The sequence below is a fragment of the Clostridium sp. C8-1-8 genome, assembly GCF_009928445.1.
GTDB lineage: Bacteria > Bacillota > Clostridia > Clostridiales > Clostridiaceae > Clostridium_AR.
Window position 1 is genome coordinate 53145 of the sequence record NZ_JAABNO010000001.1, and the last position, 23927, is coordinate 77071.

Sequence of the window (23927 nt, forward strand, 5' to 3'; positions counted from 1 at the left end):
ATATATTTACCTGAGCATATATTCCATGGGAAAAAATACCGGATATTTGATATATCCGGTATTTTATTTATTGTATATTATTTCTATTGCATATCTTATAATTTTCTCAATGCATCAAGTGCTTTTGCTTTTTCAAATGCCTTTTTTAGAAATTCCTCTATGGTCAAATCTTTATAATCCCAATTCATTGGCTCTAAGGCAGTGGCACCTAAGTAATTGGTTTTAGCAACTTTCTTCATAGCCTTATACCAATCGATCTTACCGTCAAAGGGTAACTGGTGCTGGGCAAGACTTCCTCCATTATCATGCAAATGTAGTGCCATAAGCCGTGAACCATACAGGGATAATAAATCAATGTCTGGATTGTAGTTGTGATGGTGACAGCAATCATAACAGAATCCAATACGTTGAGAATCTAATTGATTAAGAACATACATCAAATTAGAGACATTACGAACATTCTCTAGTGCAACATTGACACTAAGTTTTTCAGCCTTTTCAGCGATTCTCTTAATTCTACTAATTCCTAAGTCATTGCATGGATTAATTTCATCGGGAAGATGTACCACCATAGTGGGAATTTCAAACTCAGCGCAATCTGAAACACATTGTAGATAGCAATCGGTTAATGTTTCACCTTCAATACTGTCAAGCCACAGGTCGTTTTGGTTTTGCACTGGTGTATGTATATTTTCTATAAAAAGCCCAGCTTCCCTTGCAATTTGGGGACCTTTGCGGTAATCATTTTGTCCAAAGACGTCACGGCCAAAGCCATTACTCCACCATAATAAAACTCCATCAAACCCAGCATCCTTTATTAACTTATAACGTTCCTTTATGGGCAATTCGTAGCCAAACCAATCATAAATAGTAATCATAGACTAAGCTCCTTATCAATTTTTTACCATAGTTTTATATTTAGGCTCTGTTAAAGTACTGTGTTGAAATTAAGTGGTCAGTCATCCGATGCTTAGATGAGCTTGCGCTAATTGCTCGCTCATATAGAATCTCATTTATAACCACTGAATTTCAGCAATATTACTAAACATAGCCTATATTTTAAATTGCATAATTATAAAATATTCCATATATAACATTATATACTTAGCCCAATTTATGAGTCTATTGGTAATCTGCATGATAAAAAATTATAATTAATAACTAATATGAATTTTATTAAGTGCTAAGTAACGTAGGTTGTCTGAGCATCTAGTTGTATAATCTAGCTTGTTAGGAATTAAAATATACAAAGCTAATTTGTATTGCAATCTATGAAAACAGAAGTCTATAGATTTATCGAAAAGATCATTTTGAATCATTATTAGTGATATTGCAAATGATATTATAAATAAAGGGTTATAAGTAATCTAAAGGGAAATATAATGCTTGACGTAAGCTGGTTATTGAGTTAATATTGAGAAAAATATTATTGCTGTGAAGAGGAATAGTAAGTATAGTGATTTCTTATTAGAGAGGGAATGCTTGGTGAAAAGTCCTAGAAATTATATACTGAACCAGCCTTGGAGTTCTGTACCGAAATAATAGTAGGCTACAGCGGGGATTCCCGTTATAGATAAAGAGAGATTATAAGATTATCATGCACAATTTTATAATAATTAGGGTGGTAACGCCAAGAAGGGTCCCTTTCGGATTTTTCTTGGCGTTTTTTTATTTCCTAGGACTCCTACGAAATTATAATAGAAAACTTGTTTTTATAGTTAAGTATAAAGTTTTTTTGCTAGCCAAACCTAGTAACTTCAATGGTTCAGAAGTTCTAGTTAATGTAAGTAGTAAAAAAGAAATTATGTTGGTTGTGAGAAGTTCTTCACATATGTTCAGAAAAGGCATATACGCAAAAAAAGTCACTGAAGAGGGTTGTTTCAGCAACCTTTTTATATAAAAAATTATCAAATAGAAAGGAAGAGAATTATGGGTAAAAATAATAATAAAAAATTTGTTGAAGCTATAACAGCCATAGATGAGGATTTTGCTAAGTGGTACACAGATATCGTAAAAAAGGCAGAGCTTATTGATTATTCAACGGTTAAAGGCTGCATGATTATAAGACCTTATGGATATGCAATATGGGAAAACATTCAGAAGTACTTAGATAATAGGATTAAAGAAACAGGACATGAAAATGTATATATGCCAATGTTCATACCAGAATCACTATTGCAGAAGGAAAAGGATCATGTAGAAGGATTTTCACCAGAGGTTGCTTATGTTACTAGAGCAGGAGGAGAGGATCTTGCTGAAAGATTAATAGTAAGGCCAACTTCAGAAACTCTATTCTGTGAACATTACGCTAAGATTATTCAAAGCTATAATGATTTGCCTAAGAAATATAATCAATGGTGTTCTGTTGTGAGATGGGAAAAAACAACTAGACCATTTTTAAGAACGTCTGAATTCTTATGGCAAGAAGGTCATACTGCTCATGCAACAGCAGAAGAAGCAGAAAAAGAAACTATAGATATGCTAAATGTTTATGCTGATATGCTAGAGGAGTATTTAGCAATTCCTGTTCTAAAAGGACAAAAGACTGAAAAAGAAAAGTTTGCAGGAGCTAAGGCGACATATACCATCGAAAGCTTAATGCATGATGGGAAGGCTCTTCAAAGTGGAACTTCTCATAATTTTGGAGATGGATTTGCTAAAGCTTTTAATATAAGATATTCAGATAAAAACTCTAAGTTGCAATATGTGCATCAAACTTCCTGGGGAGTTACAACTAGATTGATTGGAGCTATTATAATGGTTCATGGCGATGACAGTGGGTTAGTATTGCCACCAAAGGTAGCACCAATTCAAGCAGTCATCGTTCCGATTGCTCAACATAAAGAGGGAGTTCTTGATAAGGCTAATGAGTTAAAGAATATTCTTTCTAAGGTTGTAAGAGTTAAGTTAGATGATTCGGATAAGATGCCAGGCTGGAAGTTCAATGAATATGAAATGAAGGGGATACCAGTTAGAATTGAAATTGGGCCAAAGGATATAGAAAACAATCAAGCAGTTTTAGTTAGAAGAGATACAAGAGAAAAAGAGGTAGTTAGTTTAGATAGTTTGGAGGATAGAGTTTTAGCTGTACTAGATGAAATTCATAAAAGCTTATATGAAAAGGCTTTAAAGAATAGAGAAGAACGAACTTTTGTTGCTAAGACAATAGAAGAGCTTAAAGATATTGCTGAGAATAAATCAGGCTTCACTAAAGCAATGTGGTGTGGTGAAAGAGAATGTGAAGAAAAGATTAAGGAAGTAGCAGGATTAACTTCTAGATGTATTCCATTTGAGCAAGAAGAGCTTGATACCAAGTGTGTATGCTGTGGTAAAAAAGCAGAAAAAATGGTTTATTGGGGCAAAGCATATTAGGGACACATTTGAGTAGTAGACAAATAGTAATTTGTAGGGGAGATTGAAGATGATTGAAGTAAAAAGGATTGATGAGGGGACTAAGAATGATATTAATATTCCCAATGAACCTTTTACCTTGTGGGGAAAAATGATACCAACCTACGATGGTAACGAATGGGCTTACACCACCGAGGAATTTGAGAAAAGTAAAGTTAGCGAGATGGTATTTCCTGATGAAAACTACGATTTTAATGCACTAAAAAAAGATTGCTTCTTTGTTGGAGCCTATAATGAGAGCGGGAAGTGTGTAGGAGTAGCGATTTATAGACATGATTGGCTTAAATACCTATATCTTGATGATTTAAAGGTATGTAAGGAATATAGAAGTCATGGAGTAGGTAAGCTATTACTGGATGAGGGAAAGAAAATTGCTGCCGAAAACGGTTATCGAGGCATCTATACCATCGGCCAAGACAACAATCTTTCTGCGTGTCTATTCTATATAAAATCTGAATTTGTAATAGGTGGATTTAACACACATTTATATGGAGGAACAAGTCAAGCAGATAAGAGTAATATTTATTTTTATTTAGATGTGTAAATGTCATATTGATTAAATGTAGTTAGAAATTATAATTTGTAGGAGCAATTAATTATGGATCAAGAGAGTGTGAAAGATATAATCAAAGCATGGATTCAAAGAATGAATGAAGCTGAAACTTTGCCCAAAGATGTTGTCGCTTTAAATTTTGGATTATATGAGCCTTATGGAATTGAGTTAATAGGTTCAGCAAGTTATGACAAAGAAGATGACGATTGGGCATGTGAAGAAGATTTTGTACCAATGGAAAGAAGTTGCCCTAACCTCGGGATTGATGACACATATAACTGGGAAAGTGTGCTTAAAGAAATAGAAACTATTTTAAAAGGCTTAGTTACGGAATTAAAGGACTTACCAATTTTGAAAGTAGAACATATAACAACAGGATTCTCTGATGGAGATTTGAGTGTAGTGAAGTGATAGTTGAATCTTAATTGGAAGCTTAGATTATAAAATATAGTTTACATGCGACATTAAAATTTATGCTATATGTTTATTATTTGTAAAAATTGATATATAAATAAGGATTGCTTAGTGTTGATAGAACTAAGCAATCCTAAAAAATGTCTTGAGTTTTAGATCTATTGAATCGGTCTATTTGAATAAAAATATAAGCAGATGAAAAAGCACAACTATTCTTGTCTGGATGGAGTGCTTTTTTCATTTGTTTTAAAACTTATATACAAAAACATTTTACGAGAACTATACTTTTAGACTGTCTAAAATAACTTTTGCACAGTCTCTAGCACCATTTTCAGAAGATATATTTATTGATAGTTTCTTTGCATTATGAACAATGTTGTCTTGAAGGGCAAATTTAATAGCTTCAGCAAGATTGTCCGAAGTTAACTTCTTTATAGGAATAGGCTTTGAAGCTACGCCAAGGTCATAAGCTCTATGAGCCCAGGCATGTTGGTCGTTGGCGAAAGGTATTATAACACTTGGTACACCAGCAGCAAAACCTGCAGAGGTTGTTCCAGCTCCTCCATGATGGCATACTGCTGATACTTTCTCAAAAAGCCAGGTGTGAGGTATGCTGTCTATAGCTATTATATTATCTGGAAGATTGTCCAGTTTACCCATTCCACAGATGATTCCCCTCTTATTTGCTTTTGAAAGAGCTTCTATAATTAGCTTCGATAAGGTTTCTTTCTGATCTTTATGAAATACGCTTCCAAACCCAACATAAACAGGTTTATCACCTGAACTTAAAAAATCTGATAGTTCTTGTGAAGGAGTGTATTCTGTTTGTTCTTTTACAAACCAATATCCATATTGGTGTATGTTTTTATTCCAATCGCTAGGTCTCTTGAAAACAAAGTTACTGCAGGATATAACAGAAGGCTGTCTTTTGTCTAAATGACGTTCATAAGGCTTACCAAAGTTTTTTGGAAGTCCTCCGAATTCTTTCTTCCAAAGATATTTTACTGAATTGCTTGATGCCAGCCATAGCATTCCTTGAAGCATGTGGTAACTAATTATATTTTTAAGTGGAGAGGGGTTTATTCTTCCATACTGAATTACAGAAGTTTGTTCTTTTGTCTTGTGAATTGGGAAGGGAGAGGCCAAAATAGCAGGTATACCAAGTCTTTCTGCTGCAAAATAACCTATGGTGCAGCCAGGATGATAAATAACTAATTCACTACCTTGGCAGGCAGCATAGAATTCATTTGCTATACTTAAGCCGTACTTCTTCATCTTATTGAAGGTTAGAAGCATCTTTAATGGATTATCTGCTGATTGAGCTTCCTTAAGCATGTCCTCATCAACATTAAGTGTGTTAAAATCTGCTTGTATAGGGTAGAAATCTATTCCATAGCCTTTAACAAAGCCTTCAAATTCTCTCATACCAGTAATACGCACTTCTTTTCCTAGTGCTTTAAGCTCCTGTGCTAGAGCAATATATGGTTGAAAGTCTCCTCTTGAACCTGAACAAAGTATTGTAATCATATAATATTCCCCCTTGTATTATCCGACAACCTGTTGTATGTTTACAGTATAATTGGAGTTTAACACTCCATCAACCAACAATCACATTAAGAATGTTGGATTTTAATGTTGCTAGGAAAATCAGGAGGATTGTAAAAATGAACAAGCAACCAGGAGTAACAGCACAGACTAGACAGAACTTAATTGATGCTTTCTGGGCTTTATACTGTGAAAAAAGAATTGAAAAAATAACTGTAAAGGAAATAACACAGAAAGCAGGTTATAACAGAGGAACCTTCTATGAGTACTTTACAGATGTTTATGATGTAATGGAACAGATTGAGGATTCTTTAATACCTGCAATACATGAGCTACCACCAATTTCTATACCAAATGAAAATATGGGTGCTCCCCTTGATATGTTTATGGCTCTTTATGAACAGAACAGCAAATACTATTCTGTGCTGCTTGGTGACAAGGGTGACCCTGCATTTGCAAGTAAGCTGAAAAATTCAACAAAGCCTATAATTAGTAAAGCCTTTCTTGGTAAATACGATATTGATCCTGTAGAGTTTGATTTTATTTTAGAATTTATTCTTTCAGCTATGATAGGTATAATGAGCTATTGGTTTAGGCAGGATAAGATACTGCCTGCGGAAGAGTTAGTTTCTTTAATATATGATCTTATGGAAAATGGAGTTATGAAGCGTATACAGAGTAGAAAGATACAAAATACAATTTAAAGCTGAAACATTGAACGCGTCATAAATTAATGGTAAAATCAGTGTTTTATATCAATATTAATTATAATCGTCCAATATTTATATCTATATTTCTTAGATAATTTTTTGATTTTATATCTTAAATTATTAACACTATAGTTTAACATAGATATAAGAAAAATATTTAGACAATATACGGTGAATATTATAAGATGCTACTATGATTTTTATAAGGCATTTATTGCAATGGGAGAATAAGATAAGTTGTTAATATGGGCAAGTTGATATAAATAATAAAAACAATTACAATTATGGTTGATGAATGATTTTGAGAATATTGTTAGGTTAGGAGAAAATGTTATGAGGGAACCCATAGGTAAGAATAAGATTATAGAGAAGTCGTGGGAGTTACTTAAACAGGAAGGAAGTTCGGGTTTCTCAATGAGAAAGCTGGCTAACATGGTTGGAATGACGGTATCCTCTTTATACTATCACTTTGAAAGCAAGGAAGCATTGTTTAATGAAATGATAGATCAAGCCAGTGGAGAAATTGCCTATCCTATAGACGAAAAGGAGTGGGATATGCGCCTAAAAAGATACGCTGAAAATATTTTAAGTGTTTTAAATAAGTATGATGAACTGGCTCAGCTGTTGATGATGTATCCGCCCACAAGCTCTAATTACGGCAAGTTAATGGATAATTTATTGAAGATAGTAGAAGGGTTGGATTTAAGTGAGGAAAATAAACTGTACGCGATTAATACCTATCTTAACTATATCCTTACATTTAAAGTAGATAGTGAAAATATTGCTGCAAGTGAAAAGTTGAACTTTACGGAAGGAAATGGCTTTTCAGAAAGCAATACTCCATATTTGTTTAAATTGAAAAGGGAAGGCTTTTTTGACAAGCTTGGAAGCTTTGAAATGTTTCAATTTGGATTAAATATTTTTATTAATGGAATAAAGGTATCAGAAAAAAAATCTTTGAAATAGAAGATTTTTTTATTTACACTTTTACCGAACGATGTTATTATAAAACGCAGAACGATGTTCGGTGGGAGGTTATATTAATGGAAGAAAAAAGTTTCGATTTAAAAAAAGTTTTACCTGGGGTTTTAACAATTGCAGTTGGCATGTTACTAGTTATGATGGATACCACAATTATGAATGTAGCTTTGCCTCATATTCAAGCTGCTTTTAATACTGATTTAGCTATATCACAGTGGGCTATTACAGCTTATACTTTAGCAATGGCTACAGTGATTCCTTATTCGGGCTGGTTGGCTGATCGTTTTTCTACTAAGAAGGTATTTGGAGTGGCTATTGTCTTTTTTACCGCTGCTTCATTTTTAGTAGCAAGCTCAACTAGCATTGAACAAGTGATTTTATATAGGATTTTACAAGGATTAACTGGTGGAATAGTTGGGCCTATTGGTTTAGCCATGTCTTTTAGAATTATTCCTATTGAAAAACGAGGTAGTATGATGGGTATTTTAGGATTGCCTATGTTACTAGCTCCAACTATTGGGCCGGCATTATCCGGTTTTTTAATCAAATATTATAGCTGGCATACGATATTTCTTATCAATATACCAATTGGGCTTATAGCCTTAGCAATGATTTTCTTATTTTTACCTAGCTTTGAGAGCAAGAAAAACACTAAAATTGATTTAAAGGGGGCTCTCTTGTCACCACTAGCTTTCCCAATTCTTATATATGGAGTCCATGTTGGCTCTGATAAAGGGTGGACAACTACAGCAGCTATGGCGTTTTTAACTTTAGGTTTTTTGATGTTAGTTGTTTTTATATATGTTGAAGCAACAACTGAAAATCCATTGCTGGAGGTTAAGGTGTTTAAAGTATCTGAATTTCGTAAAGGAATTATATTAATGTGGCTTAACCAAGTTGCAGTTTTTGGATCAATGTTATTAATTCCTTTATATCTCCAAAATATTCGTGACTACTCTTCTTTGCAGTGCGGGTTAATGATGGTGCCACAAGCAATAGCAAGTTTTGCTGGTATGACAGCTGGGGGAAGATTGTTTGATAGATTTGGAACAAGGTCTGCGGCTATTCCAGGATTTTTAATGACAGGTTTTAGTTTGATTTTGCTAGCTCAAATTACAAGTACTACTTCAATAGAATATTTACTAACTTGCATTTCTCTTTTAGGATTAGGACAAGGATTGGTTAATATGCAGGTTAATAATCATGCATTACAAGCAGCACCATTGAATTTGATTACTAGAGTTACACCTATGTCAAACGAATTATTACAGGTTATTAACTCATTTTCCATTGCATTTATAACAGCGTTTTTATCCAATCAAATCAGAAGTGCTGTGAAGAATAATTCCTTGACCATAGCAGGAAATATTGCTTTTCATAATACATTTATGCTGTTAACAATATTAATTTGCATAGGCTTTGTTTTAGCTTTCTTCTTAAAAGGCAAAAAAATATAGGTAGATAAGATAAAGTATCATAAGTAATTATTTAAGCATATAAGAATAGCGCTTTTGCTAAAAAACACAGAGTACTTGCCGTAACTTTTTTGATTAGGTCAAGGAAGTTATAGCAATTAAGGAGCTACTTATAGGTAGAAAAGTAGCTTTTACTGTACAGCGTATCAGTACAATATGGATTACAAATGTCAACATTTTATATAGTATTAAGATGAATCTTCTTAAATAATGAGAAGTTAAATAAATTTATTTTATAAAAGTTTATTCTAGGTCTATTGGATTTTAATGAGACATGTTAAGAAGAAAGGTGCTAATCTTGTTAGGATGAAGCACTTTTTTCTTTGCTTTTAGTTTCTATAGCTAGACCAAGAAATCTAATCCTGATATTTAACAGTCTTTTATAAAATATAACTTATATACTATACGAGATTATTTGCAGCCACCGTCTAGGTGAGAGTAATACTTCATAGACCAAGACTCAATTTCTTTAATGATTTTAGTAAGGTCTCTTCCTTTTTCAGTAAGGTAGTATTCAACTTTTGGCGGAACTTCAGGGTAAATCTTTTTATTTATTAAATCTTCATTCTCTAATTCTTTGAGCTTTTCATTTAAAACCTTTTGGCTTATTCCTTTAGTTATTCGTTGAAGCTCTAAAAATCTCCTAGGTTCATCATATAAATGGCACAATAAAACTGCTTTCCATTTACCTCTAATAAAATCCATTGCAAAATCTAATAAACATATATATTGCTTACCATTATAATTTAGCATTTATGTACCTACCTTTATATTTAGCTATGTTAATTTAAACAATATTCTTAAACATAGTCTATATTTAATAAAACTTGATTATAGAGTTCAAGGCTCAAAGTATAATTTATACTCACATCAAGAGCTTTACAAAGCCTATTGTGAGCAAAGCTTAAAACTTAACTCATACATGTTCGACAATCCCATCTACTGTGTATCAGATAATCCGGGATTGTTGGCATCATCAGCAATGAATGAATAGTTAAAACTGAATACCTATAACTATTCATTAGAATTACAGTATATAATAACTAACTTTATAATAACAAATTCCTAAATTAAAATAAACATAGGTTATTTAGATGAAAAGTTATTTTATATTAATATAGATAGTACAATAAATCTTACCTAAAGGTAAGTAATCTAACGAAAAAGTGCGTACTTGTCCCTTATATTATCCAGCCATATAATAAACCCATGTTTGAAAATAAACTATATGGAGGTAGGAATATGAAGGTAGTTGCTTTTAATGGAAGTCCTAAGAAGAATGGAAACACTTATGAGGCAATAAAGGCTGTAGCAGCAGAGTTAGAGAAAGAGAATATAGAGGTAGAGATCGTTCATGTGGGAAATAAGGTAATACGTGGATGTTTAGATTGCGGGGGCTGTAGCAGAAACATGAACGAAAGATGTGTTATGCAGAACGATGAGGTTAATGATTGGATTCAAAAGATGAAGGAAGCTGACGGCGTTATATTAGGTTCACCTGTACATTATGCAGCTATACCAGGAACTATGAAGTCATTTTTAGATCGTGCATTTCTAGTTACATCAGTGAATAATGGAATGCTTAGACATAAGGTAGGGGCTAGTGTGGTTGCAGTAAGAAGATCTGGTGGTGTTCCAACCTTTGAACAGCTGAATAACTATATCAATTATTCAGAGATGGTGATGCCCACATCAAATTATTGGAATGTAATCCATGGTACAACTCCTGGAGAAGCTAAGCAAGATGAAGAGGGAATGCAAATAATGAGAGTTCTAGGAAAGAATATGTCATGGTTATTGAAGGCACTTGATTCAACTAAAAATAATGTGAAGGAAAATGAAAGAGAAGATAAGGTATTTACCAATTTTATAAGATAAGCTTTGAAGGAATTTAAATAAATAAAAGAAATGGTGTAAAGTATAAATCATTTTCAATAGAATAGATAGAAGTGATAAAGTGAAACTTAAATCACTATCCATAGATAATGTATAGTTTTGAAAAGTTAACAATCAGAGAGTATAATTAGCATATAAAATCTTGCTTTAAGGAATTTATTGCACATTAAGGCAAAGCAGGAGAGAGTTATTGGTATAAAGATAATTTGGGTTTGTGAAATCAGAAAGATATTGAGGAAAAGTATAATGAATATAATTGAGATTTGCAAAATGCTAGATATACAAAGTGAAGTTGTGGAGAAACTATTAAAATGTGAGAAATATATAGATTTTAAAAGCATGGAACAAGATATAGAGGAAATGAAGCACCCAGAATGTTGGGAAGGTGCTCTTGAACGGTTAAAGCATTTACTTGGTGATGATGAGGATGGAATGAAGATTTTGGCCTGCCAGTTGAGGTGTGCCTGTGATGTTTATGATAAGTATGAGGAAATCAGTATACCTAAAGAAATATTTATCGCTACCATGAAGTTCTTTACTAGATTTCTACAGGATTACAAGGACAGGCATGGAAGCTATCGCTATGTATGGGGATGGTGGGCAGTTCATCAGCTATCTATGGTGGAATATAGAATTGGAGAGCTTGAATATGAGATGAGAATGGAAAATAGTATACCTTTAATTGATATTCATATTCCTGCAGATGCAGATATGTCCTTGGACAAGCTACGTAAGTCCTATCTAGAAGCTGTAAGCTTTTTTGAAAGGTTTTATCCAGAATTCATAAAGGCTGATATGGTTTGTAGTTCTTGGTTACTTGCACCAGCATTAAAAAATGTGTTGCCTGAAAGCTCTAGAATAATGCAATTCCAGAAGTCATTTGAGGTTCAGAAGGTAGAGGAGGATAGTTTGGCTTTCATGGACTGGGTATATGGAACCAGAGATATTCCTTTAGAAGAGCTACCAGAAGATACTTCGCTACAAAGAAAGCTTAAGCCTTATTTGATGAACAATGGTAAAGTAGAGTGGGCTTCTGGAAAGCTGATTTCTAATCCCTTTTGTAAGATTTGAAAAGCTGATTATGATGTTTAGCATCAATCTTATTGGCTATGGTAACAGTAATTAAAGAGTGTAACTATTCCTAAAATAAAAGCATATTATAAGCTTAGTATAATATCTTTTGGAGGAATAAATATTGATTTCAAGAATGGATTTTTCAAGACAGTCATTGGAATTACATCTTTTCTTTGCAAGAATAATGAAAGAACACTCATTTTTTCTTCAGACAACGTTTACCTCAAGAGACGGTAATTTTTCACATCAAGCTGATATATTTAGGATGGAATTTGATAGGCTTTTGAGTGAAGTGGTTTCGCTTTCCAATGGTATTGTAAGTAGGGAAGTACTCCAATCTGGAGAGGTAATAACTCCTTATACACTGAGAGCTGAGATGGCATCATCATATCTTAGTGGAGTTACAATCCCAACTCAAATAACGGAAGCTGAAGCTGGGCTAATGGGCGGAGGACAAATGGGAGACAATCCTATGCTTGAGAGAAGGGTATTTGAGCTTAATCAAAGAGCTATATTCCTTATTGAACCTTTAATACAGTTTAAGGAAACAGTTTTAAATAATGTGCTGGCATGCAGAATGTTTACTGCCAATTATCCACTACTTATAGACCACATAATGCGTGAAGCAAGACTATATTTAAGATTAGTTCATAGACTTCAGAATAGAGAAGTAATAAACATAGAAAGAGAAGCACTGGAGCAGGAGTTGTTCTGGAACAGAATAATGGCTGAGCATGCTAAGTTTATTAGAGGCTTGCTTGATCCAACTGAAGATGAATTGTTTGATTCTGCAAATAATTTTGGTAAGGAGTTTGATAAACTCACTGCAGAGTCCATGGCTGCAATGAATAATACGTTGCCTCTAGAAAAGGTTACAGAAGACAGCTTTAATGCTACGGAAGCAATCAGAGACTTCAAGAGACAGGGCACAGAAGGATTGGTATCATGCAAGATTAAATCAATTATTATTCCACTACTTGGAGATCATACACTACGTGAAGCAAATCATTTCTTACGGCTTTTGGAGATATTTAAGAGTTAAAGCCTTTAAGTTTTTATATTCTTGGTGAAATGATTATAACAAGAACTGACCACTTAACATATACGATAGTCAAAAAAGGATGCCATTATTGGCGTTCCTTTTTTGATTTATAAGTTTTTCGGAATGCTCGCTTAAGGTTATAAGGTTTATTTGTTAGCCATGTACATCAATGCAAGCAATATTGGCTTTTGTTTATAAGGCATTAAATTAGATATTACAAAGTGGTTAAGTTATATAAAAAGTCTATATAGTTTTTTCATAAAGGGATAACGTCATAAATTTTAAATCTTCTTCACCGACTTTTTTGTATCCAAGCTTTGTGTAAAAATTATTTGTTCGTGGGTTCCATGAAGGGGTATCTAGAGTCCATTTTTCTGCAGAAGGATAGGACTCTTCTATCATACCTATGACTTGGGTTCCTATCTTTCTGTTTTGGTACTCAGGGTGAATGAATATACATTCTAGCTGATAATGACTGTCTGAAACCTTAGATACGTATATACCTCCGATTATGTGGTTATCATTTAGAATTTTATAATAATCACATTTCTCCATTCTATCTAGATGCCATTCTGCTAGGTTATAGCCATATGGACCTATCTCTTTTCCCAGATGAGTTCTAGAATCGTCATTAAAGGAAGTTGTTGAAATAATTGTGAGAGTTTCTGCGTCTTCAGTCAAAGCTTTGCTTATAGTTAACATAAATAGTACCTCCATAAAGTTATTTTATTGGGATATATATATTTGCCTCACAATGATTAAGAGGATTATGGGCAGGTAGCCATATCTCAAGACTTGCAGCTTCCGCCAAGGCATAGTTTGACTCAGGTAGCCAGATTCCATAGATATAATCAGTTAAAGTGGAAAGGTCAAAGGGAGTAATATGCTCAGCGGATTTATCTGCTTCAAATTTAAATACAGCATATTTCTGAGATGGAAGTGTTCTACATATCATATTCTCAGGAATATCTTCAAAGGAGCTAACTTCGATGCATGCCAAATCTGTTAGAGAATTATCTTCATTTCTTAAATAAGCTGCAATGCAATCAGAGGTTGGTACTTTATTTTTCACCTTCCATTGCAGACTGCCAAAGAAGTCATCGTGCATTTTTCTAATCTCATGATCACTCCATTTATCATCTGTAAGAATATCAAGACTTAATTCAGCCCTGGAAACAGTACATTCCATGCCCACAACGAGAAAACTGTTTTTAATAACAATCTTTGGTATATGTGTATCATCAATTAAACTTGGATATATGGTGGATCTAATAACTAGGCTCTTTTTTTCGAATAATTGAATTTCTGGTTTGAGCTTCCGGAAGGTTCCTGGTGTCATACCATATACACGGGAAAACGCCCTTGAGAAAACATCTTGTGACGAGGAATTATATTCATATGCTATATCTGCTAAACTTTTGTTGGTACTAGCAATCCTCAAAGCGGCGTCGCTTATCCTGCGCTTTCTTACATAATCCATCAATGTGTCTCCAACTAAAGCCTTAAAGATTCTATGAAAATGATAAGGAGAAACATAAGTGTTTTCTGATAGGTCCTTCAAACTTATTACTGAGTGTAAGTTGTTTTCGATATAATTAATAGAATCTTCAATTAAGGTGTAATAATCCATAGTGCAATATCCCCCCTTGATGTTTATAATTATATTATACATTTTAAATAGTTTCTCGATGTTTTTTGCTGTATTTTGGTAGTGGGGACCTGGCAAGAGAAGAGCCGTCACCCTATATTAAGGAGGATTTTATGAAGCGTATATTGGTTACAGGTGGAACTGTATTTGTTAGTAAGTATGTAGCAAAGTACTTTGAATTAAAGGGGCATGAGGTTTATGTTTTAAATAGAGGTACTAAGCCGCAAGTGGAGAACGTTAATTTAATATGTGCAGATAGAAATAACTTAGGAGAGTGTCTACAAAAGTATTCCTTCGATGTCATAATAGACGTATGCGCATATAACCAAAAAGACATTAAGAATATATTAGATGCCGTTGGAGCATTTAAAGATTATATATTTATTAGTTCTTCTGCAGTTTATCCAGAAACAAATTTGCAACCATTTTCTGAAAATCAAAGTGTAGGGGGAAATTCCATATGGGGAAAGTATGGACAAGATAAGATCGAGGCTGAAGAATACTTAATTTCCAGATTTCCTAATGCATATATTCTAAGACCTCCTTACATATATGGACCAATGCAAAATGTATATAGAGAGCCCTTTGTGTTTGAATGCGCTTTAGAAAATAGGAAATTTTATATTCCTAACGATGGCAGGATGAAGCTACAATTTTTTCATGTGGAAGACTTGTGTAAGGTTATTGAAAAAATATTAGAAAGGCATCCTAAAGAGCACATATTTAATGTGGGCAATTCACAGCTGGTGGATATAAATACCTTTGTTGAGCTATGTTATAAGGTTGTAGGAGTACCTTTAGAAAAGGAATATGTAACCAATCACAGCAACCAAAGAGATTATTTCTCATTTTATGATTATGAATATATTTTAGATGTTTCAAGACAGGCTGATCTATTAGAAGAAGAGAAGGATCTGTTTGAAGGACTAAAGGAATCTTATGAATGGTTTAAGTCTAATTCTGATGAAGTGGTAAAAAAAGATTATATTAATTTTATTAGACAGAATTTTGAGTAAGTATTGTAGTAATAGCTTTAATATTGTAACTAGCAGTCCTTTGAGGCTGCTTTTTATTTAAAGGAGAACTAAAATGAATAGTATCATAAAGGGCAATGAGAAGTACTTCCAATATGAAACAAAGGCTTGGAAGGAAAGAAACTGGATATAATGGGCATGGAGCTTTTGTGTCTTTAGGGACGAAGGCTCCGTCCTACTAGAAAAGGATGGGATGAATGTGAACAATGATTTACTAAAGTTTATGGAGAAGAATCTTTCTCTAAGCAAAGATGAGATTGTGAAGATTGCAAAGGATATGATTGTTGATACCTATAGTAAGAAAACTATACTTCTTAGGCAAGGAGAGGTTGCAGAAAAGTGCTATTTTATATTAGAGGGATGTATACGACAATATTTAATTGGAGATGATGGCAAGGAAGTTACTATTAACTTTTTTACAGAAGAGCAGGCGGTTGTCATGTTTAAGAGCTACAAACAAAAGACTCCTAGTGAGTACTTTTTAGCTTGTGTTGAGGATACAACAGTTATTGTAGGAGATTTGGAGTCCGAAGAAAATATGTATTCTAAGTTTCCAATGCTGGAGAAGGTAACAAGAAGTATTGTTGAAAATAATTTTGGTGAGGAACAAGATGAAAAGGCAAGATTCATGGCAGCAGTTCCAGAGGATCGTTATAGGATGCTTCTGCAAAAGAGACCTGGACTTATAAATCGTGTTCCACAGCACCAATTGGCAAGCTATCTGGGGATTACTGCAGAGTCTTTAAGTAGAATTAAAAAAAGAGTATCCCTAGATAGCTTATAGTAAAGTACAAAGTTTTATTTCTCTGCTTTGCCTCCCTTTATCATTAACCATATGCCAAGTCCTAATTCCCCTAGTGTCATTGGAACACTTAGCATTGTTTCTATTACCCTGGTAATATTATCGTATTGAGGTAAGAATACATGCATTATATGGATAAATACATAGCTAAAAGAAGCTATCAATAAAAGTATTGCTAATATATTGGGCATGAAGTTTGACTTAAGTGTCAAATATCCGATGATGAATAGATGGAATCCAAAAATTATTAGTCCTAAAGACCACATTTTGTGAAAGCCTATGATAAATAGCATTAGTAAATACTTTAATTGGTATGTTTGAATTAAAGGTAGTTTGTATTCATTGCTTAATAAGATAGATATAAATATTAAATTTAGAATAGCTATCCCAAGTATAGTAGAATATATCAAGCGTATCCACGCTCCAAGCAGAGATAAGCTACTATCAACTTGTTTTAAGAACACGTATAGCGCCCAGGAAATCACAACATCGCCAATGAGAGTTATGAGCCAGCTGAAGATACCAAGTTGAAAAAGTGAGAAGAACTTTTTTATATTGTCCATAGTGGCTGTTGCATCATCAAGAACTATTAATCTATTATCAACTAGTCCTACTGAAAAGCCAGCTGAAATTGCAATGATACAAATGGTCAATCCGGCTATTAATGCAACTTTCCTAAGTGATATTTTTTCTGTTTCAAAGACTAACATTTCTATCCCTCCTCTTTATTGAGCTCATTATAGCATCTCTATGATTACAAATCCTTGACTTAAGTCAATGGTAGAGGACGGAGCTTTTATTCCTTTTTAGGTACGAAAGCCCCGTGCCACTGTCCATTGAATAAACCTCCATCCCTTTGAATATATTTATCAAGTAAGAAATTATCGGGATGGGAGCTTATGAATAGCAGTATAGATGTATGTATCAGCTTTGATACAACAGGTTCAATGTATCCATGTTTAACACAGGTTAGGAGAAGCATAAAACAGATAGTGAGTAAGTTGTTTTCTGATATTCCTAGTTTGAGAATATCTATAATAGCTCATGGAGACTACTGTGATGCGGAAAAGCCTTATGTAATAAAGCTTAAGGATTTTTCAAGTGACGAAAAGGAAATAATTGATTTTATTACAACGGTGGAACCAACATATGGTGGTGATGCCCCTGAATGCTATGAATTAGTATTAAATAAGGCGAGGACTAGCCTCTCATGGAAGTCAGGAACCTCCAAGGTGTTAGTTATAATCGGTGATGATGTACCTCACGGTCCTAATTATGCTGCAAACGTAAATAAGATTGATTGGAGAAATGAATTAGGACTTCTTTTAGAGAGCGGAATAAACGTATATGGAATCCATGCTATGCCTGGAGTAAGAAAGCATTCTAAGCCTTTTTATGAGGAGATAGCCAATAAAACTGGAGGATTTTATTTAACCTTAGATCAGTTTGCAAACATACCAGATTTGATAATGGCTATATGCTACAAACAAGATGGAGAAGACAGCCTTATGAGTTTTGCTGAAGAGCTTAAGTCAAAAGGCAGAATGAATTATAACATCAGGAGTTCCATTCAAAAGTTAAGCTATAGAGAGATAGAAGAGTATGTAAGTGAAGATGGACTTAATCCTGTGCCAGACGGTCGTTTCCAAGTACTAACCGTAGACAAAGAGCAGAGTATAAAAGAATTCATTTTAGAGCAAGGAATATCTTTTAAAGTTGGCAGAGGATTTTATGAGCTAACAAAGACTGAAAAGGTTGGAGTTAATAAAGAAGTACTACTATATGAAAAAGAAACAGGGAAAATATTCAATGGTGAGCAGGTTAGGGACATGCTAAAACTCAGTCCACAGCAAAATATAAGAGGAGTTCTTGAAACCTTGAAGCCAGTATTAATGGATAAGTATAAGGTATTTATTCAATCTACCTCATATAATAGAAAGCTTATGGCCAACACTAGTCTGCTATATGAAGTAGAAGATTGGGATAGATAAATATAGAAAAGAGGACCTGCGTAATTGTAAGTCCTCTTTTTCATATAAATAATAGTCTATATTAAAGAGACCTGTAGAAATTAAATGGTCGGTCATACGATACGTATATGAGTTTATTCAAAGAGTTAATATGATTTTGTCATATTCTCAAACATAACCAAACAATACAGCTTCGCTATAAGTAAGTATATATTAAAGCCTTTTAGGAAACATATATGACTAATATAAGCTATAGATATACTCTTTCGTTCATAAATATATGTTCAAAGTACTTTTAGTACTGAGAGGATAGCTTGAAGATATAAGTTTCATGATGCAGTATTAGAAAAGAATGTAGTATTTCTATGCAAATTATATTTCAAAAATCAGTAGCATTTGAGAAAAAATATACTTAGAAGAAAGAGAGTTGATTAAGTGATAGAAGAGTTAAGAGAGTTTGTAGAAGATTTAGCCAGAATAGAAGTTACACAAAATGTATTTAATCAATACTCCTATGAATTTGAAGAAAATGCTATAAGAAGAGATAATTTATTAATTTATTTAAGAGAAATGAGTATTTTGAAACCGAAGATTATATTGGTAGGGGAGGCACCTGGATATAGAGGCTGTCGTATCACTGGAGTACCTTTTAGTAGTGAGTACCTTTTAATTAATAATATGGAGGGTATGAATCTGTTTGGAAAGGATAAAGGTTATAAACTGCCTATTGACACTGACAAACTTACAAAGGAGCCAACAGCTACAATAGTATGGCAGACTTTTATAAAATATGATCTTAAGGTTTTTGGTTGGAATGCATTTCCTTTTCATCCTTATAAACAAGGAAACATGGAGAGCAACAGAACACCTTTAAAAAAAGAGCTTCTAATAGGAGAAAAGCCTCTTTTGAGAATCATTGAATTATTTAATATAAAAAATATCATTGCTATGGGAAACAAGGCAGAGGAAAGTCTCAATAAGCTAGGTATAAACTGTGATAAAGTAAGGCATCCAGCTCAAGGAGGCAAGAACGACTTTGTTCAGGGAATTAGAGCAATAGTAGAGAAGTCACGGTAGATGATTCGAGTATAATTTGAAGTTAAGTATTACAAAATTCTTAAGAAATAAAAAGTTTCCCTAAATAACTTGAATACTGCATATATACTGGTTAAAAAGTAATTTTAATTACAAAGTTTTTATTATTAAATTAAAACAATATTGGAGGGGGATTATGAAGTATTCAATTATGGGCTTTAATCAAGAAAAACTTATGGAATTTGGTTTGGACATCAAGGATGCGGCTATACTTAGATATTTTGTTGATTTTATGGAGTCTTTTAAAATGAGAAGTCAAGTCATTGATAGAGAGATATATTATTGGGTTAAGTATGAAGGAGTTATTAAACAATATCCTATTTTAAATCTTAGCAATGCAGATAGTGTATATAGAAGGTTTAAAAAACTGGTTAAACTAAATATTTTGAAGCATAAGACTGTTGTAGCCAATGGGAAATATTCATATTATACCTTAGGTGATAACTATATAGAATTAATATTTGAGTACAATATGCACAGTTTTAGTAGAAAGAAGGACAGGTTTAATGACGTATTTAGCCAGTGTGAGGAGACGGAAATTGATCGCTTTGATGAGGATAATGATTATGAAGAGTTAATTGAGCAGGAAGATGATTATAGATATTATGATGAGTATGATGAGCAAAGATTTAAAGAGGAGATTGAATTTTATAACGCACATGTGGTAGAGAAAGATAAGATAGTAGACTATCCTGAAACTTCATTCTTAAGTGATGAGGCTTTAACAGAAGATGAAGAAGCGGTAGAAGATATTAATGAATTATATAAAGTAGAGGATTATGAAAAAGAAGGTTGCTTCAGCTCAACAAAGGAGCACTGTGATAAAAAGGAAAACCATGGGATGGAGGACATAGAACCATTAGCTGAAAGCGCAAGGAAATATAAAGAGTTATATGGATTTGACTTTTTTAATGTAGCAGAAAATATAAGAGCTTTAGATATTGAAATAGCTGCTAAAAAAAATGAAGAGTCAGAGTACTATGAAGATTATTGTGATGAACACTTGATAAGGGAACAGGAGCTATTTAGTAATTTTAAACCCACAGGAGATATAGAAGCTAATAATAAAGATTTTGAGGTAAAGTTATTGGAGGAATTCAATGGGAAGAAGAAGCGCAAGGCTTTTTCTAGCATAGGCAGCATACTTAGTGAATATATAGCTAAGATTAGTACATTAAGGCATAAGTCGGATGAAACTCAGTTGGATGACGGACGAATATCCTTAAGGGATCAGGATGAATATCCCGTTGATACCGGAGGGATGGTAGGAACAAATAATTCTTCTATTAATAATTCTTTTATTAAAAATAATTAATAAAAAAATAATAATAAATATAGTGGTAATTATAGATATAGTGATGGAAATAGCTATATGTTTATTAATATATAAATATAATAAATATTACTCATGGATGTATTTGAATATAAAATCTATAATCAGTTAAGCGATGAAGTAAGTTTAATACAGCTTTTATAAAAATGATTAACTTAGATCTTTTTAAACAACATTCTTCAATATAACCATAACTTAAAACAAAGTTTATAGATGGATTTACTTAAAATATCTTTAGGTAGAGTATATTCTAAGTGTACTATAATTTAATCTTTAAATCATAATAACATACCTTTTTCATGATACTAAATATTTTAATACCATTTAGATGGTTTAACTTTAATGTGGTAATATTCTATTTCTTTTAACAAATTTGAATAATGTATTGATGTAAAGTTTATAAAAGTATATATTTTTTATAGGGTAAAATAATATTAATTTATTTAGAGGTGATGAGAATATGTTGGGAGAGGTTGAAATAAACCAAATAAAAAAAGCACTAAGAACAAGTATAAATAACAATGAGTTAGCTGGAGGTAACTTATTGGTTTTAAAGAATGGTAAAGAAGTTTTTTATCATGAGGATGGGATGGCTGATAAAGAGCAGGAGATAGCTATAAAAAGAGATTCTATCTTTAGGTTATATTCTATGTCAAAGCCTGTGACAGCTGCTGCTGTAATGATACTTTTAGAACGTGGTGAAATCGATTTGTACGAGCCTGTAAGCAAGTATTTAAAGGGTTTCAGAAATCAAATGGTAGAGGTTGAAGGAAAACTAGTTCCAGTGGAAAGAGAAGTTATGATAAAAGATCTGCTTTCTATGACATCAGGGTTAGTATATGGTGGAGAACATAGAGCTGGAAGGGATACAGAGGCTCTGCTTGACGAAATAGGAAAAAGAATGTTAGGTGAACAACCAATGGGAACTGTAGAAGCTATGAATAAGCTTGGAGAGTGTACCCTTGCATATCAACCGGGGACAAGCTGGGATTATGGAACTTCTGCGGATGTACTTGGGGCAATAGTTGAAGTTGCTAGTGGAAAGAGCTTTGGAAGATTATTGAGTGAAGAAATATTTGAGCCACTAGGCATGAAAGATACCGGATTTTGGGTGCCAGAAGAAAAAAGAGCTAGACTTGTAAAAACATATGCCGATAACAATGGTGATTTAGTATTATATACAGAAAATCACTTAGGTATAATTAATTGCATGGATAGAGAGCCAGCCTTCGAATCCGGTGGAGCAGGTTTAGTTTCAACCATAGACGACTATGCAAGATTTGCTACAATGCTCATAAATAAGGGAAGTCTAGATGGTGTTCAAATATTAAGACCAAGAACAGTTGAGTATCTAACTTCGGCAAATCTAAACACATGGCAACAAAATAATTTCAATAATTGGATAAGCCTTTCAGGCCACAGCTATGGCAATTTGATGCGAGTAATGACTGATTGTAGCAAAGCTGGAGATTTAGGTTTTCCCGGGGAATATGGCTGGGACGGATGGCTTGGAGCATATTTTAATAACTGTCCCAATGAAAAGTTAACCTTTTTATTCATGATGCAAAAAACTGATTCAGGAACTACTAGCCTTACCAGAAAATTACGTAATATTATTTTTAGTGCTATATAAACAGTTCTTATATAGACATACTACTTCAAAATTCAATTTAACAAAATAAAGCTTCTTAGTTTAATCGAAAGCTTTATTTTGAGTTTAAGGGTAGAAGTGGTACATCTTTGTATAGAAACTTAATTTACGATGTTTTATAATCCATAGTTCTGTGGATTTCTAAACAGCTGTAAATTAATAGTTTAGTTAGCAACTTTATATAAAAAATTAAAGATGCACCACCACGGTTTTCAAACCAGCTTCCTAGAGTCAAAGGGGGAGGTTGATTCTAGAAAGCTTCAGGTGATACATCTTTAAACAAATTAGATTTGCACTTACTCATCAATACAAGTTCATTTTAAGAGTAAAGTACTATATATGATCAAATTAGGATATAATGCTTGAAGGCTTAAGTTGTAGCTTTCGGCATTAATATCCTTTGGATATTGCTGTAGAGTAGTATTTTATTTAATCTAATAACAATTCGTCATAGCTACACATATTTTGATATAAAGCTTCTCTTCTTAATACTAGATATAACTCAGCATCTGTAGCATTTTCGTAAGGCATTACAAAGAATGTGCCAATACCGAAGGCTAATGCGCCTAATATATACCATCCTATGAAGGATAAATCTAATATAAACATATCAAACTTATGGCCTCTAGTCATTTCATTACTTAACTCAATAGCTCTTGTAGCACCAATGTTTGGGTTATCTGCAAGTATATATGGAACCATGCTGTAAGCATAACTTTTGATGATACCAGGTATTATTAATAAAAGGGTCCATAGGAATATAAGAATGTTTTTTAATAACATAGTAGTTACTATTGACATATGATTTTGTTGATCAAAACCAAAGCTAAAACAATTACGTCTATCTTTATATTGAGCTGCTTGAACAAAATATCTTCTTCCTCCAACTTCTAGTGCATACCCTACAAAAATACGTAATGCAAGCACTACAACAAAGGCTATAAAAAAGAATGAGATATGTGTCCATTGTATAAAGGGCCAGTGTGTAAATGGAAAGTTTATAAAGCCATAACTATCATAATGATTGTAATAAAGGTTATGTCTAAAACTGTTATTATGGGAGCCGTTGCTGCTCCAGCGATGGGTAGCACCTACAAGTGCTAGGACTAAACTGACACCAAAAGCACCTAAATATATTTTACTTAAAACCTCTTTAGCTCTGTCTTTTAATTCTTTTCTAGACCACATGATATCCTCCACTAAAATTACTAATTATATTTTGATTATAAGGTAATTTGTATTCATTTAAGTAATAACCATGAGCTTATTATAGGTTATATAATAACCTATAGC

The 23927-nt window shown here is 33.2% G+C and carries 22 protein-coding genes and 1 other annotated feature; of the genes, 15 read left to right on the forward strand and 7 right to left on the reverse strand.

Features of this window, described 5'->3' with window-relative positions:
- Window positions 1-95: 95 nt before the first annotated feature.
- The gene (locus GXK57_RS00245) at window positions 96-878 is read right to left on the reverse strand and encodes a sugar phosphate isomerase/epimerase family protein (protein ID WP_160669711.1); all 783 of its coding nucleotides are present in this window, start codon (window positions 876-878) and stop codon (window positions 96-98) included.
- 547 nt (window positions 879-1425) lie between these two features.
- Window positions 1426-1648, forward strand: a binding site (T-box leader).
- Window positions 1649-1929: 281 nt separating this feature from the next.
- Here GXK57_RS00245 and proS point away from each other — a divergent pair.
- From proS to GXK57_RS00260, 3 genes are read left to right on the forward strand one after another with little or no spacing between them, the layout of a single operon-like run.
- Entirely contained in the window at window positions 1930-3372 is a 1443-nt protein-coding gene (proS, locus tag GXK57_RS00250; RefSeq protein ID WP_160669714.1) for a proline--tRNA ligase, read from the forward strand.
- Window positions 3373-3421: 49 nt separating this feature from the next.
- Window positions 3422-3955, forward strand: coding sequence for a GNAT family N-acetyltransferase (locus GXK57_RS00255; RefSeq protein WP_160669717.1), 534 nt, complete (start codon window positions 3422-3424; stop codon window positions 3953-3955).
- 54 nt (window positions 3956-4009) lie between these two features.
- Window positions 4010-4375, forward strand: coding sequence for a hypothetical protein (locus GXK57_RS00260; protein ID WP_160669720.1), 366 nt, complete (start codon window positions 4010-4012; stop codon window positions 4373-4375).
- Between the two features lie 282 nt (window positions 4376-4657).
- On the opposite strand, the gene GXK57_RS00265 is transcribed toward GXK57_RS00260, so the two are convergent.
- The gene (locus GXK57_RS00265) at window positions 4658-5905 is read right to left on the reverse strand and encodes a glycosyltransferase (RefSeq protein ID WP_160669723.1); all 1248 of its coding nucleotides are present in this window, start codon (window positions 5903-5905) and stop codon (window positions 4658-4660) included.
- Window positions 5906-6042: 137 nt separating this feature from the next.
- Between GXK57_RS00265 and GXK57_RS00270 the strand changes: the two genes are divergently transcribed.
- From GXK57_RS00270 to GXK57_RS00280, 3 genes are all read left to right on the forward strand, one after another.
- The gene (locus GXK57_RS00270) at window positions 6043-6627 is read left to right on the forward strand and encodes a TetR/AcrR family transcriptional regulator (protein WP_160669726.1); all 585 of its coding nucleotides are present in this window, start codon (window positions 6043-6045) and stop codon (window positions 6625-6627) included.
- A 339-nt stretch (window positions 6628-6966) separates the two neighbouring features.
- The gene (locus GXK57_RS00275) at window positions 6967-7599 is read left to right on the forward strand and encodes a TetR/AcrR family transcriptional regulator (RefSeq protein ID WP_160669729.1); all 633 of its coding nucleotides are present in this window, start codon (window positions 6967-6969) and stop codon (window positions 7597-7599) included.
- A gap of 77 nt (window positions 7600-7676) precedes the next feature.
- Entirely contained in the window at window positions 7677-9071 is a 1395-nt protein-coding gene (locus tag GXK57_RS00280; RefSeq protein ID WP_160669732.1) for an MDR family MFS transporter, read from the forward strand.
- A gap of 429 nt (window positions 9072-9500) precedes the next feature.
- On the opposite strand, the gene GXK57_RS00285 is transcribed toward GXK57_RS00280, so the two are convergent.
- Complete coding sequence (locus GXK57_RS00285; RefSeq protein ID WP_160669735.1) at window positions 9501-9842, reverse strand: helix-turn-helix domain-containing protein; 342 nt, start codon at window positions 9840-9842, stop codon at window positions 9501-9503.
- 489 nt (window positions 9843-10331) lie between these two features.
- Here GXK57_RS00285 and GXK57_RS00290 point away from each other — a divergent pair, with 489 nt between their 5' ends.
- From GXK57_RS00290 to GXK57_RS00300, 3 genes are all read left to right on the forward strand, one after another.
- Window positions 10332-10967 (forward strand): flavodoxin family protein, encoded by a 636-nt coding sequence (locus GXK57_RS00290; RefSeq protein ID WP_160669738.1) that lies wholly within the window; start codon window positions 10332-10334, stop codon window positions 10965-10967.
- Between the two features lie 264 nt (window positions 10968-11231).
- A complete protein-coding gene (locus tag GXK57_RS00295) occupies window positions 11232-12056 on the forward strand; it encodes an acyltransferase domain-containing protein (protein ID WP_160669741.1) in 825 nt (274 codons plus the stop codon).
- A gap of 124 nt (window positions 12057-12180) precedes the next feature.
- Window positions 12181-13101, forward strand: coding sequence for a DUF2935 domain-containing protein (locus GXK57_RS00300; RefSeq protein ID WP_160669744.1), 921 nt, complete (start codon window positions 12181-12183; stop codon window positions 13099-13101).
- Window positions 13102-13344: 243 nt separating this feature from the next.
- Here the strand turns inward: GXK57_RS00300 and GXK57_RS00305 are convergent, their stop codons facing one another.
- Window positions 13345-13803 carry a GNAT family N-acetyltransferase gene (locus GXK57_RS00305; protein ID WP_160669747.1) on the reverse strand — a complete coding sequence of 153 codons (459 nt, stop codon included), beginning with the start codon at window positions 13801-13803 and terminating at the stop codon, window positions 13345-13347.
- Between the two features lie 19 nt (window positions 13804-13822).
- Window positions 13823-14731, reverse strand: a complete 909-nt coding sequence (locus tag GXK57_RS00310; protein WP_160669750.1) for an AraC family transcriptional regulator — start codon at window positions 14729-14731, stop codon at window positions 13823-13825.
- Between the two features lie 131 nt (window positions 14732-14862).
- Between GXK57_RS00310 and GXK57_RS00315 the strand changes: the two genes are divergently transcribed.
- On the forward strand, window positions 14863-15765 hold the full coding sequence (locus GXK57_RS00315; protein ID WP_160669753.1) for an NAD-dependent epimerase/dehydratase family protein: 903 nt from the start codon (window positions 14863-14865) through the stop codon (window positions 15763-15765).
- A gap of 217 nt (window positions 15766-15982) precedes the next feature.
- Window positions 15983-16567: a Crp/Fnr family transcriptional regulator gene (locus GXK57_RS00320; RefSeq protein WP_160669755.1), complete on the forward strand. Its 585-nt coding sequence runs from the start codon at window positions 15983-15985 to the stop codon at window positions 16565-16567.
- 14 nt (window positions 16568-16581) lie between these two features.
- Here the strand turns inward: GXK57_RS00320 and GXK57_RS00325 are convergent, their stop codons facing one another.
- Complete coding sequence (locus GXK57_RS00325; protein ID WP_160669758.1) at window positions 16582-17295, reverse strand: DUF4386 domain-containing protein; 714 nt, start codon at window positions 17293-17295, stop codon at window positions 16582-16584.
- 189 nt (window positions 17296-17484) lie between these two features.
- Here GXK57_RS00325 and GXK57_RS00330 point away from each other — a divergent pair, with 189 nt between their 5' ends.
- The 4 genes from GXK57_RS00330 (at window position 17485) to GXK57_RS00345 (ending at window position 22616) form a co-directional block, all read left to right on the forward strand.
- Window positions 17485-18576 carry a VWA domain-containing protein gene (locus tag GXK57_RS00330; protein WP_160669761.1) on the forward strand — a complete coding sequence of 364 codons (1092 nt, stop codon included), beginning with the start codon at window positions 17485-17487 and terminating at the stop codon, window positions 18574-18576.
- 414 nt (window positions 18577-18990) lie between these two features.
- Window positions 18991-19632 (forward strand): uracil-DNA glycosylase, encoded by a 642-nt coding sequence (locus tag GXK57_RS00335; protein WP_202127645.1) that lies wholly within the window; start codon window positions 18991-18993, stop codon window positions 19630-19632.
- 154 nt (window positions 19633-19786) lie between these two features.
- Window positions 19787-20965 (forward strand): hypothetical protein, encoded by a 1179-nt coding sequence (locus GXK57_RS00340; protein ID WP_160669764.1) that lies wholly within the window; start codon window positions 19787-19789, stop codon window positions 20963-20965.
- Window positions 20966-21443: 478 nt separating this feature from the next.
- Window positions 21444-22616, forward strand: coding sequence for a serine hydrolase domain-containing protein (locus tag GXK57_RS00345; RefSeq protein ID WP_160669767.1), 1173 nt, complete (start codon window positions 21444-21446; stop codon window positions 22614-22616).
- Between the two features lie 447 nt (window positions 22617-23063).
- Here GXK57_RS00345 and GXK57_RS00350 read toward each other — a convergent pair whose 3' ends face one another.
- Window positions 23064-23822, reverse strand: a complete 759-nt coding sequence (locus GXK57_RS00350) for a DUF975 family protein (RefSeq protein ID WP_160669770.1) — start codon at window positions 23820-23822, stop codon at window positions 23064-23066.
- Between the last annotated feature and the right edge of the window lie 105 nt (window positions 23823-23927).

Bases quoted from the DNA above. Each gene is read 5' to 3' on its own strand.
- GXK57_RS00340 (WP_160669764.1), top strand. From the start codon at position 19,787: ATGAAGTATTCAATTATGGGCTTTAATCAAGAAAAACTTATGGAATTT.
- GXK57_RS00285 (WP_160669735.1), bottom strand. From the start codon at position 9,842: ATGCTAAATTATAATGGTAAGCAATATATATGTTTATTAGATTTTGCA.
- GXK57_RS00305 (WP_160669747.1), bottom strand. From the start codon at position 13,803: ATGTTAACTATAAGCAAAGCTTTGACTGAAGACGCAGAAACTCTCACA.
- GXK57_RS00315 (WP_160669753.1), top strand. From the start codon at position 14,863: ATGAAGCGTATATTGGTTACAGGTGGAACTGTATTTGTTAGTAAGTAT.
- GXK57_RS00325 (WP_160669758.1), bottom strand. From the start codon at position 17,295: ATGTTAGTCTTTGAAACAGAAAAAATATCACTTAGGAAAGTTGCATTA.
- GXK57_RS00345 (WP_160669767.1), top strand. From the start codon at position 21,444: ATGTTGGGAGAGGTTGAAATAAACCAAATAAAAAAAGCACTAAGAACA.
- GXK57_RS00270 (WP_160669726.1), top strand. From the start codon at position 6,043: ATGAACAAGCAACCAGGAGTAACAGCACAGACTAGACAGAACTTAATT.
- GXK57_RS00330 (WP_160669761.1), top strand. From the start codon at position 17,485: ATGAATAGCAGTATAGATGTATGTATCAGCTTTGATACAACAGGTTCA.
- proS (WP_160669714.1), top strand. From the start codon at position 1,930: ATGGGTAAAAATAATAATAAAAAATTTGTTGAAGCTATAACAGCCATA.
- GXK57_RS00290 (WP_160669738.1), top strand. From the start codon at position 10,332: ATGAAGGTAGTTGCTTTTAATGGAAGTCCTAAGAAGAATGGAAACACT.
- GXK57_RS00255 (WP_160669717.1), top strand. From the start codon at position 3,422: ATGATTGAAGTAAAAAGGATTGATGAGGGGACTAAGAATGATATTAAT.
- GXK57_RS00310 (WP_160669750.1), bottom strand. From the start codon at position 14,731: ATGGATTATTACACCTTAATTGAAGATTCTATTAATTATATCGAAAAC.
- GXK57_RS00275 (WP_160669729.1), top strand. From the start codon at position 6,967: ATGAGGGAACCCATAGGTAAGAATAAGATTATAGAGAAGTCGTGGGAG.
- GXK57_RS00260 (WP_160669720.1), top strand. From the start codon at position 4,010: ATGGATCAAGAGAGTGTGAAAGATATAATCAAAGCATGGATTCAAAGA.
- GXK57_RS00265 (WP_160669723.1), bottom strand. From the start codon at position 5,905: ATGATTACAATACTTTGTTCAGGTTCAAGAGGAGACTTTCAACCATAT.
- GXK57_RS00280 (WP_160669732.1), top strand. From the start codon at position 7,677: ATGGAAGAAAAAAGTTTCGATTTAAAAAAAGTTTTACCTGGGGTTTTA.
- GXK57_RS00350 (WP_160669770.1), bottom strand. From the start codon at position 23,822: ATGTGGTCTAGAAAAGAATTAAAAGACAGAGCTAAAGAGGTTTTAAGT.
- GXK57_RS00245 (WP_160669711.1), bottom strand. From the start codon at position 878: ATGATTACTATTTATGATTGGTTTGGCTACGAATTGCCCATAAAGGAA.
- GXK57_RS00295 (WP_160669741.1), top strand. From the start codon at position 11,232: ATGAATATAATTGAGATTTGCAAAATGCTAGATATACAAAGTGAAGTT.